This is a genomic window from Serratia sp. TMDUHS_CL, from assembly GCF_037137105.1.
Classification (GTDB): Bacteria; Pseudomonadota; Gammaproteobacteria; order Enterobacterales; family Enterobacteriaceae; genus Serratia; species Serratia nevei.
Genome location: NZ_JBBBDV010000001.1, coordinates 742,539 through 759,758, shown reverse-complemented (window position 1 = coordinate 759,758; position 17,220 = coordinate 742,539). Strand labels below are relative to the sequence as shown.

At 58.1% G+C, this 17,220-nt stretch carries 13 protein-coding genes and 1 pseudogene; 7 read left to right on the top strand and 7 right to left on the bottom strand.

Translation table 11 applies throughout. From position 1 onward, the window contains the following. Positions 1-13: 13 nt before the first annotated feature. Together WCL58_RS03590 and WCL58_RS03585 are read right to left on the bottom strand one after the other, a co-directional pair. A complete protein-coding gene (locus WCL58_RS03590) occupies positions 14-307 on the bottom strand; it encodes a SelT/SelW/SelH family protein (protein ID WP_004928553.1) in 294 nt (97 codons plus the stop codon). Beyond that, positions 304-1,671: an NAD(P)/FAD-dependent oxidoreductase gene (locus WCL58_RS03585; protein WP_336850523.1), complete on the bottom strand. Its 1,368-nt coding sequence runs from the start codon at positions 1,669-1,671 to the stop codon at positions 304-306. Before WCL58_RS03585 ends, WCL58_RS03590 begins: the two co-directional genes overlap by 4 nt. Before the next feature lie 191 nt (positions 1,672-1,862). Here WCL58_RS03585 and WCL58_RS03580 point away from each other — a divergent pair, with 191 nt between their 5' ends. The 3 genes from WCL58_RS03580 to adhP all read left to right on the top strand — a co-directional run bounded on the left by WCL58_RS03580 (position 1,863) and on the right by adhP (position 5,168). After that, a complete protein-coding gene (locus tag WCL58_RS03580; protein WP_336850522.1) occupies positions 1,863-2,648 on the top strand; it encodes a sulfite exporter TauE/SafE family protein in 786 nt (261 codons plus the stop codon). A 17-nt stretch (positions 2,649-2,665) separates the two neighbouring features. Continuing rightward, positions 2,666-3,955 carry a bifunctional sulfur transferase/dioxygenase Blh gene (gene blh / locus WCL58_RS03575; RefSeq protein ID WP_060418973.1) on the top strand — a complete coding sequence of 430 codons (1,290 nt, stop codon included), beginning with the start codon at positions 2,666-2,668 and terminating at the stop codon, positions 3,953-3,955. 196 nt (positions 3,956-4,151) lie between these two features. Continuing rightward, the gene (adhP, locus tag WCL58_RS03570) at positions 4,152-5,168 is read left to right on the top strand and encodes an alcohol dehydrogenase AdhP (protein ID WP_004928541.1); all 1,017 of its coding nucleotides are present in this window, start codon (positions 4,152-4,154) and stop codon (positions 5,166-5,168) included. 67 nt (positions 5,169-5,235) lie between these two features. Here adhP and exaC read toward each other — a convergent pair whose 3' ends face one another. Then, entirely contained in the window at positions 5,236-6,756 is a 1,521-nt protein-coding gene (gene exaC / locus WCL58_RS03565; protein WP_060418971.1) for an acetaldehyde dehydrogenase ExaC, read from the bottom strand. Between the two features lie 275 nt (positions 6,757-7,031). Here exaC and WCL58_RS03560 point away from each other — a divergent pair, with 275 nt between their 5' ends. After that, on the top strand, positions 7,032-8,810 hold the full coding sequence (locus WCL58_RS03560) for a sigma-54-dependent Fis family transcriptional regulator (protein ID WP_197756553.1): 1,779 nt from the start codon (positions 7,032-7,034) through the stop codon (positions 8,808-8,810). A gap of 55 nt (positions 8,811-8,865) precedes the next feature. On the opposite strand, the gene WCL58_RS03555 is transcribed toward WCL58_RS03560, so the two are convergent. Further along, positions 8,866-9,783, bottom strand: a complete 918-nt coding sequence (locus WCL58_RS03555) for an ABC transporter substrate-binding protein (protein WP_102984707.1) — start codon at positions 9,781-9,783, stop codon at positions 8,866-8,868. A 149-nt stretch (positions 9,784-9,932) separates the two neighbouring features. On the opposite strand from WCL58_RS03555, the pseudogene WCL58_RS03550 reads away from it, so the two are divergent. Continuing rightward, a pseudogene (locus tag WCL58_RS03550) lies at positions 9,933-11,128 on the top strand (MFS transporter). Here the strand turns inward: WCL58_RS03550 and WCL58_RS03545 are convergent. Next, on the bottom strand, positions 11,125-13,218 hold the full coding sequence (locus WCL58_RS03545; RefSeq protein WP_159318018.1) for a putative bifunctional diguanylate cyclase/phosphodiesterase: 2,094 nt from the start codon (positions 13,216-13,218) through the stop codon (positions 11,125-11,127). The pseudogene WCL58_RS03550 and the gene WCL58_RS03545 overlap by 4 nt on opposite strands. A 933-nt stretch (positions 13,219-14,151) precedes the next feature. Between WCL58_RS03545 and WCL58_RS03540 the strand changes: the two genes are divergently transcribed. Then, positions 14,152-15,591 carry a serralysin family metalloprotease gene (locus WCL58_RS03540; RefSeq protein WP_336850521.1) on the top strand — a complete coding sequence of 480 codons (1,440 nt, stop codon included), beginning with the start codon at positions 14,152-14,154 and terminating at the stop codon, positions 15,589-15,591. Between the two features lie 98 nt (positions 15,592-15,689). Next, positions 15,690-16,004: an AprI/Inh family metalloprotease inhibitor gene (locus WCL58_RS03535; RefSeq protein WP_060418940.1), complete on the top strand. Its 315-nt coding sequence runs from the start codon at positions 15,690-15,692 to the stop codon at positions 16,002-16,004. Between the two features lie 74 nt (positions 16,005-16,078). Here WCL58_RS03535 and WCL58_RS03530 read toward each other — a convergent pair whose 3' ends face one another. Further along, positions 16,079-16,375, bottom strand: coding sequence for a DUF1330 domain-containing protein (locus WCL58_RS03530; RefSeq protein ID WP_060418938.1), 297 nt, complete (start codon positions 16,373-16,375; stop codon positions 16,079-16,081). 1 nt (position 16,376) lies between these two features. Then, entirely contained in the window at positions 16,377-17,171 is a 795-nt protein-coding gene (locus WCL58_RS03525) for a GntR family transcriptional regulator (protein ID WP_204275777.1), read from the bottom strand. Between the last annotated feature and the right edge of the window lie 49 nt (positions 17,172-17,220).

Sequence of the window (17,220 nt, the reverse complement as noted above, 5' to 3'; positions counted from 1 at the left end):
TGCCGCCGGATGTTCAGTGCCTGGCTTTCTTCCCGTCGCTGTGGCCGAGAGAACGATCGGGGAAGCTGTGATCGCGCAGCCGCTGCTTCAGCTGCGCCGCATCGGGGAAGCCGCCGTCAATTTTGCGATCCCAAATCATCACGCCATCGACGCTGATTTGATAGACCCCGCCGGTGCCCGGCATCAGCGTGACGGAGGCGAGATCGTCGCCGAAGGTATTGAGCAGCTCTTGCGCCATCCAGCCGGCGCGCAGCAGCCAGTTGCATTGTGAACAGTAGTGGATCGTCACTGCGGGGGCATTTTTCATCGATGATCGACCGGTAGTGGTAACGGCTTGCAATCAGCCTGATGGACCTGCAAGCGATGGTGGCTTTGTCTCGCCAAATAGTCAAGCGTCTGCTGCGGCCAGAGTGGCAAGGGGGCCGAGTGTGCGTCACGGCCGCTTGCTGCCGGCAAACCATTCAACCCCACGCAGCATGCCCGCCCAATAAAACCGGGGAAAAACCAGGCTTTCAGCCACCAGGCCAGACGGCTGGGCTGGGTTGCGTCGAGCAGGGGAAACGTGGGCAGTAACTTACCGTCATAGCCAAACTCCGCCAGCACAACTTTGCCCTTCTCGACCGTCAACGGACAGGAACCATAGCCATCATAATGGGCCGTGAGAGGCGCGCCATGAATCAGCGCCGCGACGTTTTCCGCCACCACCACCACCTGCTTTCGGGCTGCCGCCAGGGTTTTGGCGTTTGGCGTTGAGCAACAGTCGCCTACCGCAAAAATATCCGGCCAATGCTTATGCTGCAGCGTCAATTTATCCACATCGCACCAGCCGGATCCCTCTGCGAGCCCACTTTGCGAAATAAACGCCGGGGCCGATTGAGGCGGCACCACGTGGAGCATATCGAAGGGCAGGGTTAACTCGCGTTTTCCCTCTTCATTTGTCTCTACGGCAAATGTTGCTTGCCGATTCGGGCCATCAACACGAATTAAATGATGATTGAAATTGACCTTTGCACGGTATTTTTGCAAATACTCGCTCAGCGGGGGAACAAATTGCGGAATGCCGAAAATCGCCGTGCCCGCAAGGCAGAAATTGACGTTAATATTATTCAGAATGCCTTGGCGGCGCCAGTGGTCGCATGAAAGATACAGGGCTTTTTGCGGTGCGCCGGCGCATTTTATGGGTAGTGCCGGTTGAGAAAATATCGCCTGGCCGCCTTTCATTTCCTGAACCAGTTGCCAGGTGTATTCGGCAAGATCAAAGCGATAATTAGAGGTGACGCCGTTTAATCCCAGGGTGTCTTCAAGGCCTTCTATTTTATCCCAGCGTAAAACGAGGCCGCACGCAACAATAAGAAAGTCATAGTTTATTTTCTGCCCTTGGCGAGTCTCGATGTATTTTTGACTGGGCTCGACCCTGACAACGCTATCCTGTACCCATGCGGTTCCTGCGGGCAGGACAGCGCGCAGGGAACGCCGTGTTTTATTGATATCAAAGAGCCCGCCGCCCACAAGGGTCCATGCCGGTTGATAATAATGACAGTCGTTAGGTTCCACGACCGTTATATCGATGTCTTTAATTCGCTTCCTTATGCTTGCCGCGATACCTATTCCGGATGAGCCGCCGCCAATAACAACGACGCTTTTCTGGGTATTTATTTTTTCGGGTTTCATGCAGGCCTCCTTTCATAAGAAAGTAGGGGGTTGCTGGCCAGATTAAAAGCGAATTCATAGAACTTGTGGTTATATCAAAATTCACATATTCCATTTTGATATATGTAATAACAAATCGAAATAAGTTATTTGACATTGCCGGTGAACTGATCGTTAATAAATGGCATGAGCATCATTAAGGGATTAGTGCAGTGGATTTTTTCCATTTCAGTTTTTATATCGTGATGCTGTTAGTGGTCACCGGGGGAATTGTGGGATTCCTCCTGGCCCTGACCGGCGGCGGCGGGTCAATCGTCTGCGTGCCGTTATTGCTGTATATGGTGAAAGTGCCGGATACGCATTTGATTATAGGAACCAGCGCCATGTCCGTGGCCATTAACGCGCTGATCAACCTGGCCGCGCACGCCTCCAAAGGCAACGTCAGGTGGCAGACCGGGGTTGTCGTTTCGCTGGTCGCTGTTATGGGCGCTCTGGCGGGATCTCAGATGGGAAAAATCACGGACGGGCACTACTTAACCCTGCCTTTTTCCCTGTTGATGCTGGTTGTCGCCGGATTGACGCTGAAAAGAAATCGCCTTGCCGGCCCCCCCTTGCCGTCCCCCCATGCTGCCGTTCATCCCGCCATCGTATGGCCTAGCGTGCTGGCCCTGGGCGGGCTGGCGGGCTTTCTGGGCATCGGCGGCGGATTTTTGGTTGTGCCGGTGCTGGTCTGGTTTTTCCGCTTCTCGATGGTTGAAGCGGTGGCAACCTCACTGGTGGTCGTGGCGGCCATGGGGCTGTCGACCAGCGCCAGCTACGCCATGTCGGGAAAGGTCTCGATCGCGATTACGTGCTGGCTCATCGTCGGTGGCGTTCTGGGCGGCGTGGTGGGGGTGGCGCTCGCCGAGCGCCTGAAAAAACGCGAGGACATTATCAATGTGCTCTATGCCGTCATGCTCCTGGCGCTGGCCCTGTATATGTTATTTAAAAGCCTATGAAACAGAAGGAAAAAAACATGCGCATCCGCACTTACCACCCTCAGCTCTCCTTTTCGGGCGCGCCTGAAGCGAGTGATTTCAAGGCGCTGTCTCAACAGGGCTACCGCCTTATCGTCAACAATCGGCCGGACGAGGAACCGGGGGAGTATCTTGATCATCAGCAAGAGAAAGCGTTGGCTGAACAAGGGGGGATGCGTTACGTCTATCTCCCTTACACGTTCGATACGCTGACCTGGGAGACCGTTTACACCTTCCAGTTTCTGCTGCGGCAAGGCCGGAAGACCCTGGCGCACTGCAGAAGCGGGGCTCGATCTGCCTGCCTTTCCCTGCTGTATGCGCTGCGCGAAGGTCAGATAGATGAAGCGCAGTTTCGCCGCCAATGCGACGAATACGGCGCGGACGCCGATAAGGCGCTCAGTTGGTATGGCAAGCATCGGTCCGTGCGGGCCACGGCGGAAGTTCACGCGTTTTATGAGCCGGAAAGCGGCAGCCTGCAGTATGTGGTTGCCGATCCCGAGGCGCGCCGCTGTGCGATTATCGACCCGGTGCTGGATTTTGACCGCCGATCGGGCACGGTCTCGCATCAACAGGCCAACGACATTCTGAATTTTATCCATCAACGGGGGTGGGGAGTGGCCTGGGTGTTGGATACGCACCCGCACGCCGATCATTTTTCGGCTGCCACCTGGCTGGCGCAGAAAACCGGCGCCTTCACCGGCATCGGTGAAAAAATTACCGCCGTTCAGGGGCTGTGGGAAGAGATCTATAATTTAAAAGACCTGCCTGCGGCCAAGACCGTCTGGGATGTGCTGTTCGCGGACGGGGACGTTTTTTTTATCGGCAACCTGCGCGCTGAAGTCTTGCTGTCTCCCGGGCACACGCTGGCGTCCGTCACTTACCACATTGCGGATGCGGCGTTTATCCACGATACGTTCTTCATGCCGGACAGCGGTACCGCAAGGGCCGACTTTCCTGGCGGCAATGCGGAAGCCTTGTGGGACTCATTGCAGCGGATCCTGAGCCTGCCGGCGGATACCCGCCTGTTTACCGGCCATGATTACCGCCCGGCGGGGCGTGAGGCCCGTTGGGAAAGCACCGTGAGAGAGCAGCGCGAGAACAATCCCTGGGTGGTCAACATGGATAAATCCCGGTTCGTTGCGCAAAGAAAACAGCGGGACGCCACGCTGCCGCACCCGGAACTCATGCTGATGGCGCTGCAGGTCAATATTCGCGGCGGCGTTTTGCCTGACTGTGAAGACGATGGGCAACACTATCTGAAAATCCCCGTGAATCGATTTAAGGGCTGAATCAGGTCATGGTGGCGCCAGCGAACAGGCAAATCATTCGCCTGGGATCGCGACGTCTGTTAATTGTTTTTTATGAAATAATCATGCTGATTCATATTTAATTATTTGTTTTTACACAAAACACGCGGCGCTTGCCCTCACCGAATACAGTCACTACATTAACAACTGTACTTCCCATTCTGCTAAGGAAAACACCATGAAAGCTGCCGTAGTGACGAAAAACCATACCGTAGACATTCAGGATAAAGTGCTGCGCCCGCTGAAGCACGGCGAGGCGGCGTTGAAAATGGAGTGTTGCGGGGTGTGCCACACTGATTTGCACGTGAAAAACGGCGATTTCGGCGAGGTGCCGGGCATTACGTTGGGGCATGAGGGCATCGGCGTGGTCTCCGCCGTCGGTGAGGGCGTCACCTCGTTAAAAGTGGGTGACCGCGCCAGCGTCGCCTGGTTTTACCAGGGTTGCGGCCATTGCGAATACTGCGTCAGCGGCAACGAAACCCTGTGCCGTTCGGTGAAAAACGCCGGCTACAGCGTTGACGGCGGCATGGCGGAAGAGTGCATCGTGGTGGCGGACTACGCGGTGAAAGTGCCGGACGGGCTCGATTCTTTCGCCGCCAGCAGCATTACCTGCGCCGGCGTCACCACCTACAAGGCGGTGAAGATTTCCGATATCAAGCCGGGGCAGTGGATCGCCATCTACGGCCTGGGCGGGCTGGGCAACCTGGCGCTGCAGTATGCCAAGAACGTGTTTAACGCCAAGGTGATCGCCATCGACGTCAACGACGGCCAGCTGGAGTTCGCCAAACAGATCGGCGCCGATCTGACCATCAACTCCAAAACGCAAAACGCGGAGGAGATCATTCAGCAGCAAACCGGCGGCGCTCACGCGGCGGTGGTGACGGCGGTGGCGAAAGCGGCCTTCAACTCGGCGGTGAATGCGGTGCGCGCCGGCGGTAAAGTGGTGGCCGTGGGGCTGCCGCCGGAGAGCATGGATCTGAGCATTCCGCGCCTGGTGCTGGACGGCATTCAGGTGGTGGGCTCGCTGGTGGGCACGCGTGAAGATCTGAAAGAGGCGTTCCAGTTCGCCGCCGAAGGCAAAGTGACGCCGAAAGTGACCAAACGGCCACTGGGCGATATCAATGCCATCTTCGACGAGATGAAGGCGGGCACCATTCGCGGTCGCATGGTGATCGATCTCGGCATGGCGAAATAAATCACGCCATCAACCATGCCAAATAAGAAGGCCACCTGCGGGTGGCCTTCTTGTTGTTACGCCCGGATCAGAACAGGCCCAGCGGTTTGGCGTCGTAGCTGACCAGCAGGTTTTTCACCTGCTGATAGTGCGACAGCGCCGCCTTGTGGGTTTCGCGCCCGATACCGGAGTTCTTGTAGCCGCCGAACGCGGCGTGCGCCGGGTACAGGTGATAGCAGTTGGTCCATACGCGGCCCGCCTTGATCGCGCGGCCCATGCGGTAGGCGCGGTTGATGTCGCGGGTCCACAGCCCGGCGCCCAGACCGAACTCGGTGTCGTTGGCCAGCGCCAGGGCTTCGGCCTCGTCTTTAAAGGTGGCGACGCCGATCACCGGCCCGAAGATCTCCTCGCGGAAGAAGCGCATGCTGTTGTTGCCGGTAATCAACGTCGGCTGCAGATAGAAACCGTTTTGCAATTCATCCCCGTGCTGCGTGCGTTTGCCGCCGGCGAGGATGTTGCCGCCTTCATTCTTGGCGATGTCGATGTAGGACAGGATCTTATCGTATTGCTCCTGTGACGCCTGTGCGCCGAGCATGGTGTCGGTGTCGAAGGGGTCGCCTTGGCGGATGGTGGCGATGCGCGCGAGCACTTTCTCCATAAACTGCGGGTAGATGGATTCCTGGATCAATGCGCGTGAAGGGCAGGTGCAGACCTCGCCCTGGTTGAAGAAGCCGAGCACCAGCCCCTCAACCGCCTTGTCGATAAACTCCGGCTCCGCCTGCATGATGTCTTCAAAATAGATGTTCGGCGATTTGCCGCCCAGCTCGACGGTGCTGGGAATGATATTTTCCGCTGCGCAGGCGAGGATATGGCGGCCGACCGGTGTGGAGCCGGTGAACGCGATCTTCTCGATGCGTTTGCTGCGCGCCAGCGCTTCGCCGGCCTCGGCGCCGAAGCCTTGCACCACGTTGAGCACGCCCGGCGGCAGCAGATCGCCGATCTCTTCCATCAGCACGCTGATGCCAAGCGGGGTCTGTTCCGCCGGTTTCAGCACCACGCAGTTACCGCCCGCCAGCGCCGGCGCCAGTTTCCAGGCGGCCATCAGCAGAGGGAAGTTCCACGGAATGATCTGGCCGACTACGCCCAGCGGCTCATAGATATGGTAGGCCACGGTGTTCTGGTCGATCTCCGCCGCGGTGCCTTCCTGCGCGCGCAGGCAGCCGGCGAAGTAGCGGAAATGGTCGACCGCCAGCGGCAGATCGGCGTTCAGGGTTTCGCGGATCGGTTTGCCGTTGTCCCAGGTTTCGGTCAGCGCCAGCATCTCCAGCCGCGCTTCGATGCGATCGGCGATCGCCAGCAGCACGTTGGAGCGCTCCTGCACGCTGGTTTTGCCCCAGGCGTCCGCCGCCGCATGCGCCGCGTCGAGCGCCAGCTCGATGTCCTTGGCGTCGGAACGCGGGAATTCGGCGATCGGCTGGCCGGTCACCGGCGAGGTGTTGGTGAAGTAGTTGCCGGATACCGGTTCGACGAATTTGCCGCCAATGTAGTTGCCATAGCGTTTGCGGAACGAAACCAGCGAGCCAGGCAAACCGGGGTGGACATATTTCATGTGAAGCACCTCTCTGCAGATGATAACCGGCGCTATTGCGCTGCGCCTGTGAGTGCGGCATGCCGCCACAGCAGGGAGAAGCACGCCCCGTGCCAGATTGATGAATGGCGAAGATGCTCGTTAAAAGAGCTTATTTATTAGCGTGTTAAAAACGGATATGGCTTAGGGAATCGAGCGGTGCCGCCGCCGGCGATGATTTTTTGTGTCCCGTGTCGCAACGCCTGATACACATCTGTGATACATATTTGCAACACTCGCGAACGGGGGAGAAACGCATGTTGCCTGACGACCGCTTGCCCACTGAGGGCGCCAGTTTGTTGACCCATCCGCTGGCGGAATCCTGGCAGCGCAGCCGGGGCTACGGCCTGGCGCGCGCCGATCAGCACATCTCGTTCATCAAAGCCGGGTTGCTCGAAGAGCGGCGCAGCCGCAACGACTGGGTGCCGCAACGGGTGCAGCCGCTGATCGAGCAGCTGGGCGCGCAAATTACGCGCCAGCCCGCCATTGTGGTCATTGCCGACGCCGACGGGCTGGTGCTGGAAACCCGCGGCAATACCGATTTTCTGCATAAGGCATCGCGCTTTGCGCTGGCGCCGGGCAACCCGTGGGGAGAAGCGGAGCGGGGCACCAACGCCATCGGCACCGCGCTGGCGCTGGGCGCGTTCTGCGAAGTGCGCGGCGACCAGCATTACCTCAACCAAAATGCCGGATTGAACTGCACCGCCGCGCCGATCTACCGGCCGGATGGCCACATTGCCGGGATATTGGATCTTTCCGCCCCCGCGCAGCGGCCGTATCGCGATGCACAGCGCCTGATCATGCAGGCGGTGCGACATATCGAACACCGCTGGGTCAGAAGCGCGATCGCCGATCGTCACTGGACGCTGCGCCTGCACGCCGACGCCGGTAGCCTGGGCAGCGCGCAGGAGCTGCTGCTGGTGTTTCACGACGAAGTGCTGGTCGCCGCCAATCGGCTGGCGATGCTGGAGTTCCAGCTTTCACCGGCCGCATTCGGCTCGGTTGAGTTCGCCCAGCTGTTCCCCGATCTGCTGCGGCAGCCCTACGGCGCACCGCACCAGACGCTGGCCGGCAATCAACGGCATTATTATTCGCTGCTCGAGGCGCCGCAGCGCCGCGTCAGCGCCCTGCGTTCGGTTCCGCCGCCGGCGGAAAGGCATGACGAACAGCATCAGAAGGCGCTGCGCATTCTCAATGCCGGTCTTTCTCTGTGCGTGACCGGCGAAACCGGCTGCGGCAAGGAGCACTTCAGCCGACGCCTGTTTCAAGAGAGCCGCTGGCGCAACGGCAACTTCGTGGCGATCAACTGCGCGGCGCTGCCTGAGCCGCTGATCGAGTCCGAGCTGTTCGGCTATGCCCCGGGGGCGTTTACCGGCGCCAACCCGAAAGGCTATATCGGCAAGATCCGCGAGGCGGACGGCGGCGTGCTGTTCCTCGATGAAATCGGCGACATGCCGGCGGGCCTGCAGACGCGGCTGCTGCGGGTGTTACAGGAAAAAACGGTCACGCCGCTCGGCAGCCGCAGCGCTTATCCGGTCGATTTCGCGCTGGTCTGCGCCACGCACCACGATCTGCATCGGCAGGTACAGGCGGGGGCATTTCGCGAGGATTTGCTGTACCGCATCCAGGAATACAGCCTGCTCATTCCGCCGCTCAGAGAGCGGGCGCAGCTGGAAGCCTTCATTTTGCAGCTGTGGCGAGAGCTGGGCGGCGAGCGGCGCGACATTCGCCTGCTGCCGGAGGCGCTGGCGATGCTGGCGCGCTACCCGTGGCCCGGCAACGTGCGGCAGCTGTTGAGTACGCTCAAGGTGTTGCTGGCGCTGGCGGACGATCATGCGGTGCTCACTCTGGACGATCTGCCGCAGTCCATCGCGGTGCTGGCGCCGCGCCAGGAGAACGACGATACCGGCCTGGAGGATCTGCAGGCGGCGATCGGCAGGGCGGGCGGCAACCTCAGCCGGGCGGCGAAGGCGCTCGGCGTTTCGCGCAGCACGCTGTACCGCAAGCTGGGAAGGCAGAAAGCGGCGGCGGAATGAAACATCATGATTGACCATCAATAGCCGGCCCCTCGATGCGGGGCCGGTTCACGCCTTAGTCTCCCAGTCCCGGCGGGTTAATCTCGGAATGGGCGATCTTCTCGTCGCTCTCCGCCCAGCGATCCAGCACCTGCAGATAGCTGCCGTTGGCGATGGCGCTGTTGAGCGATGCCTGCACCGCGTCCACCAGGCCGTTGCCTTTCTTCAGCGTGACGGCGATGTTGGCGGTTTTCGGCCAGCCGCCGGGCACGATGCCTACCAGCCGGGTTTTGCCGGTCAGCCGAGCCTGGTAAGCGCCGGAGACGTTGGGCCCGAAGGTGGCGTCGGCGCGGCCGGACTGAATGGCCAGCGTGGAGGCGGCCTTGTCGGTGACGTACACCGGCTGCAGCGGCGCCAGCCCCTTGGCGCGGTTCTCCTTGTCCCAGGCCAGCAGCACCGCTTCCTGGTTGGTGCCGGAATCGACGATGATCTTTTTACCGGCGATATCCGGCGCGGTGTTGATCTGGGTGATCTTGCTGTCGGATTTGACGTAGAAGCCCAGCGTATCCTGGCGATAGGTGGCGAAATCGAATTTGGTCTTGCGTTCGTTGGTCACGGTGATGTTGTAAACCGCGGCGTCATATTTGCCGGAGGCCACCCCCAGCGGCCAGTCTTCCCACGAGGTGGGCACCAGCTTGAGTTTCAACCCCAAACCGTCGGCCACCAGGCGCGCGATGTCCGCCTCGCTGCCGATCACCGTTTTGTTGTCGCGGGCGTACAGGCCGAACGGCGGGCCGCTGCCCAGCAGGGAAATGGCCACCGTCAGCGTACCGGGCTCCACGAACTTGAAACCGGCGGGGATTTTGGCGACCGCCTCGGCGTTCTTCACCGTATGGATCGGCGTTTCGTTGGCGACGATGTCCACCCCTGGCGCGGCCGCGGCGGAAAAGCTCAGCAGCGCCGCCATCACTATCATCTTTTTGCTATCTATCATTATGTTAATTACCTTCATTATTAGGATTGTCACAGGGTCGTTGCACTATCTCTGAAGGCTAAAGGTCTGTGAACGAACAAAATCAACTATCCAATCTTGGAAAAATCATGATGCGCCGCCGGTGGCGCTGAATCTTTCGAGGATGAACCATGTCGTCGCGCTTCGTTACGTTGGGCCGCATACCGCGCGGCGTGTGGATCTTGGGTGGGGTGAGCCTGCTGATGGACGTTTCCTCGGAAATGATCCACAGCCTGCTGCCGCTGTTTATGGCGACGACGCTCGGCGTCAGCGTGATCGTCATCGGGCTGATCGAAGGGCTGGCGGAGGCGACGGCATTGATCGTCAAGGTGTTCTCCGGCGTGCTCAGCGATTACCTCGGCAAGCGTAAAGGGCTGGCGCTGCTGGGCTACGGGCTGGGCGCCATCAGCAAACCGTTTTTTGCCGTCGCGTCGTCATCCGGCATGGTGATGGGCGCGCGCCTGTTGGATCGCGTGGGCAAAGGCATCCGCGGCGCGCCGCGCGACGCCCTGGTGGCCGATGTGACGCCGCCGGAAATTCGCGGCGCGGCCTTTGGGCTGCGCCAGTCGCTGGATACCGTCGGCGCCTTTTTAGGGCCACTGCTGGCCGTCGGCCTGATGCTGCTGTGGCACAACGATTTTCGCGCCATCTTTTGGGTGGCGGCGATCCCGGCGGCGCTGGCGATCGCGCTGCTGTTCTTCGGCCTGAAAGAGCCGGCCGCCGTGATAACCGACAAGCGAACCCACCCGATTACTCGCGCCAATCTGCGGCTGCTGGGGCGCGGCTATTGGTGGGGAGTGGGCATCGGCGCCGTCTTCACGTTGGCGCGCTTCAGCGAGGCGTTTCTGGTGCTGAAGGCGCAGCAGGGCGGCACGCCGCTGGCGTTGATCCCGCTGGTGATGGTCGCCATGAACCTGGTCTACGCCTGCTCGGCCTATCCGTTCGGTAAACTGTCCGACCGCATGAGCCATAAGGAATGTTAAAAGCCGGTTTGCTGGTGCTGATCGCCGCCGATGTGGTGCTGGCGTTGAGCGATCATTGGGCGTGCGTGCTGTTTGGCGTGGCGCTGTGGGGCGTGCACATGGGCATGACGCAGGGGCTGTTGGCGGCGATGGTGGCGCATACCGCGCCGGCGCACCTGCGCGGCACCGCGTTCGGCATGTTCAACCTGGTCAGCGGCGTGGCGCTGCTGCTGGCGAGTCTCGGGGCCGGCATGCTGTGGGAGCTGGTCGGTTCCGCCTCCACCTTTTACGCCGGCGCGATCGTCTGCGTGGTGACGCTTATCGGCATGCAGCTGGCGCCGTTCGATAACCGGCAGGGCGTTTAACGGCCGTCGACAGGCTGCGGTGCTGCCTGCAGCAGCTCGGGCACCCGCTGGGATTCCACCGCCCGGCTGAACAGAAAACCTTGGCCGATGTGGAAACCGGCTTCGCACAGCGTTTGCCGCTGCTGCTCGGTTTCCACCCCCTCGGCGATGATATCGATCGACAGCTTTTGACCGAGAATGCCGATGCTTTCCACGATCGCCAGGATCGCCGGTTCGGTATTCATACGTTGAACGAAGTCGCAATCCAGCTTAATGCAGTCCAGCGGATAATCCATGATATGGCTGAACGAGGAGTGACCGGTGCCGAAGTCGTCCAGCGCGATGCGGATGCCCATCTCCTTGAGCATTTGCAACGCGCGCAGCACGTACTTCGAACCGTGCTTGTTGAACGCGTGTTCGGTCACCTCCAGTTCGATCAGGTGGTGGGGAATGTGGAACTTCAGCAGGCGCTGCAGGAAAGTTTCGGCGTAGTTGTCGCGTAAAAACTCGATCGGCGACACGTTCAGCGAGATGGGCTGCACCGCCACGCCGGCCGCGCGCCAGCGGGCGATATCGGCGAAGACCTTCAGCTGCATGGCTTCGCTGATCTTGGTAGCCAGCTCGTAGTCGTTGAACGCCTCGCTCACCGTCGCCGGCAGCTGCACGCCGTTGATCGGGCAGTGCCAGCGCAGTAAGGCTTCAAAGCCGACGATGCTGCCGTCGGTCAGGCTGACCTTCGGTTGGTAGCTGGGGCGGATGCAGTTGTCGCGCACGATCTGGCGCGCGTAGTTGAGCTGGCTGGCGCGGGCGCGCGCCTTGTCCATCATTTTGCGGTCGAACATATAGACGCCGCCGCGGCCGCCGTCTTTCAGTTCATACAGCGCAGTGTCGGCGCATTTCATCAGTTCCGAAGCGTCGCGTGCGTCTTTGGGGTAGATGGCGCCGCCGATGCTCATGCCGCAATGCAGCGTCTTGCCGCCGTGGGTGATCGGCGTCTCCAGCTGCAGCAGAAATTTGTTGGCGATGCGGAAAATATCCTGCTCGTTTTCGACGTCGCTGATCACGACGGCGAACTCATCGCCGCCGAGGCGAGAGACGAACGAGTGCGTATTCATGCAGGCGCTGAGCCTTTTGCCCAAAACCCGCAGCAGATGGTCGCCCGCCGCGTGGCCCAGCGTGTCATTCACCAGCTTGAAGTGGTCAAGATCCAGCAGCATCAGCCCAAGCGACTTGTTGCCGTGCAGGGCCCGCTTCATCTCTTGCTTCAGTTTCTTCTTGAACAGGCGCCGGTTGGGCAGGCCGGTCAATTCGTCATATTCGCTGGCGAGCAACAGGCGTTGTTCCATCACGCGTTGCGAAGTCACGTCGCGTGACACGCACAAGATCTCGGCCACGGTGCCGTGTTCGTCGCTGACCGGCGTGAGAATGTTGTCCCAGTGCTGTTTTTTGCCCTGCGGCGTCACGCTCAATCCCGTGAAGCGCGCATTTTTTCCGGCTCTGACGCTGCGCAGCGCCTTGCGGCCGCGGCGCCGGATCTCGGGCGACAGCAGCCCCAGCCAGGGCATGCCAAACTCTTTTTGCCCCGGATCAAGGCCGAGCGCCAGGCTGCCGGAGCGGTTCATGTGGCGCAGCGTGCCGTCGTGATTGATCACTTTAATGCAGTCCACGCTGGCGTCCAGCATGTCTTGCTGGATAGACAGCGCCTGAACGTTTTGCTGGCGCTGCAGCATTTGCGGATGAATGTCGGTCGCCGTCAGGTACCAGCTGGGCTCCAGCGCCATGCCGTCCTGCCGGGCGTTAAACGCCAGCATAAACCAACGGTAGGTGCCGCTGCGATCGCACAGGCGGGCCTCGCCGGCGAACGAGGAGAGGGCCACGATCGCCTGGCGCCACTGCGCAGCCAGCCGCTCGCGATCGTCGGGGTGCAGAGCATCGAGCCAGTCGGCGGCGCCGTGTTCACCGGCGATAGCGCCGGTATAGTCGCGCCACTGTTTATTGAAGTAACCGCCAAGGCGGTTGCCGAAGCAAATCAGGCCGGGCAAGTCGTCTACGATTTCGCCATAGAGATCAATCGGATTTTTGTTATTGCTCTGCTTGGGCAACAGGGTCATGCGGTATTTCCTCGGAAAATTACCCATATTCTCGCTCTAGAGCAGAGCTTCTTTCAATATAGTCTTGCCAATGAAAATGGGAATAGCCAGCGGGCGCGGCTAAAAATCGGCCCGCTAGCATGGAATACATCCAGCGTGAACGCATTAGGAATACTCCTGTTATTTATAAGTATCCCTTATATTGCAGCGAAAAATAAGTGATCGGACCACGCCGCGTTATTGCCGTGAAAATTAATCATTCTTGATGTTTCTCTATGGCTAAATGTTCAGTCGCCATGATGTACTCCCTGGCGCTATTCTGCCTGCTCTATGCGGTAATACTGACAAAAACCGCAGTTCAGACGGCGGTGAACGCCATTTTATGCACTCTGCAGCGCCCGTTTACTGGGGCTTAGCGGAAAAATCATGATGCAAATCAAGAAATGTTTTGTTTCATCTGTTGACACTTTGCTTACGCGTGAGATAGCCTCGCGAATGATAATCATTAGCAAAACTGGATGGTGGCGCAAATGCATTCACGCAATTATCTCCGGGTAACCGTTCGGATAACAGACCAGATTCACAGCACAAGAGCCTGTCTGATGTGGTCTCTGGCAACGAGGCAATGCATCGGACGGCCGTTGTCATTAGACCTCTTGAGCGACATCTCAACTTAGCCTCAACGCGCAGACACTGGAATCACACCCTTGCCGGATCAATGCGGCCTGTTACTTTCGCGCATTTTGCACGGACACATCGCGATCTCATGCAGTTGCATCAGTTATCAATCATGGGTAAGGAGGCTCGGGTAGTTAAAAGTAAATTTACTCTCTGGGTGTAAAGGGATAGGAAAAAGAGTGGGCGTATCGGGTTATCGCTATTCTCCGGATTTTGATTATCCCTAAGAGACATTTCGGATGTCATATTAATACTAGCTACTTTGTGGAGAAAGTTATGGGTAATACCATGAATGGAAACGAAACGGGTTGGGACAGTGTTAACGATCTTATTCACTACCATGAACGCGGGAATGGCCTGACGATAAATAACAAACCGTCTTATGACATAAATGAGGCGGGGTTGCAGATAGCGCGCGGCGATAAAACCTGGAATGGCGTTCACGTCACGGGAAAAGAGGCGACGGTGACCTATTCCTTCCCAGATTGGGATTATAACGAACTGAACCTGAGCCACCGCTCCCCGGAACGTGATACGGGGCTGAGTGCGTTCACGCAACAGCAGCAAGAACAGGCGAAGCTGTCTTTACAATCCTGGGCCGATGTTGCCAACATCAAATTTGTCGAAGTTGCTTCAGGTCAACCTTCCAATATTACCTTTGGGAATTATGAGGGGACGGGACAAGCGTATGCCTTGAAACCTTACTCATATAATGGCAATGATTACAGAGGGTACAATTCTGATGGGCAAAGTTGGTACAACATTAAGAATCACTCCGAAAATTTGCATCCTGAGCTAGGTAATTACGGCCGCTTAACCATTACCCATGAAGTTGGCCATACTCTCGGGTTAGATCACCCGGGCACTTATAATGCGGGGCAAGGCAGCCCAAATTATACCAAGGCAGTTTACGCCGAAGATACCCGGCAGTTTAGCGTAATGAGTTACTGGAATGAATCCATTACCAACGCGGATCATGGCCATTACTATGCCGCTGCACCGCTGGTTGATGATATCGCGGCCATCCAGCATCTTTACGGCGCCAACATGACTACCCGAACCGGCGACACCGTTTACGGGTTTAATTCAAATACAGGCCGAGACTTCTATACGCTCAAGGACAGCCACGACAAGCTGGTGATGTCTGTTTGGGATGCAGGTGGCAATGATACCCTCGATTTTTCGGGGTATAGCCAAAATCAACGTATCAATTTGAACGAAGGCGCTTTCTCCGACGTCGGTGGATTAAAAGGGAATGTTTCCATCGCTGCCGGCGCCACCATCGAAAACGCGATAGGGGGAGCAGGTAATGACGTCATTGTTGGAAATCACGCAGACAATGTGCTCAAAGGCGGCGCCGGTAACGATGTTATTTACGGTGGGGCGGGCCAGGATCAATTGTGGGGAGGGCAAGGTAACGACATTTTTGTCTTCTCTGACCTGAATGACTCGCCTGTTCGGGCTCCTGATACAATTTGGGACTTTGAGTCAGGCAAGGACAAGATCGATCTGTCCTTCTTCAACCAACGCGATAAAGGCAGTGATTTTATTCAGTTTGTCGATCATTTCAGCGGGCAGGCCGGTGAGGCGCTGGTGTCCTATGATACCCAAAGCAATCTGAGCGAACTGGCCTTCAACATCCATGGCGGTGCAAATCCAGACTTCCTGGTGCACATCGTCGGGCAGGCTGACGTCGCTGTTGACTTTATCGTATAAAACGGCAACGGTGGGCGATGATGCCCACCGTTTTGCATGGGCCAGCTATGTGTAAATCTATTCTTGTCGGAATAATATTCTTGTTTTCAGGAGCCTCTATGGCAAGCAGTCTGGTTTTACCTTCTGCCGAAACGCTATCCGGGCAGTGGACGGTCAGCGATAAATCAAAGTCCTGTGTTGTACAGCTCAACACGGAGGGTGTGGAATCGGCCGGCGGCTATAGCCTAAAATTTTTGTCTGATTGCACGCCCGACGTCTTGCCGCAAGAGCCAGTGGCGTGGCGTCCTGCACCCGATGGCATTGCATTGTTAGACAAGGAAGGGCTGACTGTACTTTTCTTCTCTCAGGAAGACGATCATTACCGCAGTCAAATCTGGGCCGAGACGGGAAAGATCCTGAAGAGAAATAACTAGCGGAAAACGCCGGCCTGACCCGGCGGTTATCCCACCTCACGCCACCCAGCCTCCGCCGTAACGGTGGGGGGCTTTTATGGGGAGGTCGGCAAGCCGTCGACGATGGTAATCATGGCTTCCGCTACGTGGCGCCGCTGTTGTTTCGCCAGCTGATAGGCCGGTGAATGGTAGCAGGCCAGGGCGGTGGCGTAGTCGTCGAATTCGATCAGCACATGTTTCACAAACGCCGGGCCTTCCAGCGTTTGCGCCTGTTCGCCGCGGGCGAGAAAACGGGCGTTGAACTGGCGAAACGCCTGAGGCGCCAAATCCATATAATGCTGATATTGCTGCGGATCTTTCACGGTGACATGGGCAATCCAGTAAGCGGGCATCTCAGGGCTCCTGTTGCAGAATGCGCTTGGCCAGCGCGGCGGCCTCGGTCAGGTGATCGATGACTTCTTGCCTGGCCTGCGTCGGATTGTTTTGTTCGATGGCGTGATAGATCCGCGTCATGCGCTCGAAACCGGCCAGCTGGCGCTCCGGGGTTTTCAGGGTCAGGGCGCGCAGGCGGCTGATGCGGCTATTCAGGCGTTGAACGATTTCCCAGGCGATGGCGTGATGGGCCACCTGGAAAATGGTTTCATAAAAGGCCTGCGACGCCTCAACGCGCTGAATATCGTCCTGCCCGGCCGAAGCCTGATTAATTGCAATTAATTTTTCATGCAGTTTCTTTTTATCTTCCGGCCCGGCTTTCAAAGCGCAGTCGTGAGCGGCATCCTGTTCAAGCAGCAGACGAATAGTATAAATCTGCTCGGCAATTTCCCAGGTCAGAATAGCGACAATCGGCCCTTTCTTGCCGAGTGTTTCAATGAGCCCCTCCGCTTCGAGATAACGGATCACCTCGCGCACCACGCTGCGGCTGACGCCCAGCTCCTCGCACAGGCTGCGTTCCACCAAACGATCGCCGGCCTGAAAATACCCTGAGATAATCGCCTGCCTAATTTTCGCCAATGCCAATTCGCGCAAGGTGACCGGTGCATTCTCAATCTTCAATGACGCCTGAACCATAATTGTCTCTATTTTTTGTGGATCATCATTAATCCGGATAACGACGCGTATTCCCGTTTGCCCGGTACTATTAACATCTTTCCAACCTGCAAAGCAACGGCGGCCGATTTCGCGCCGCATCGCTAAAACGGCGAATGTTGCAGCAGCTCACAAAATCGAAAGATAGCCT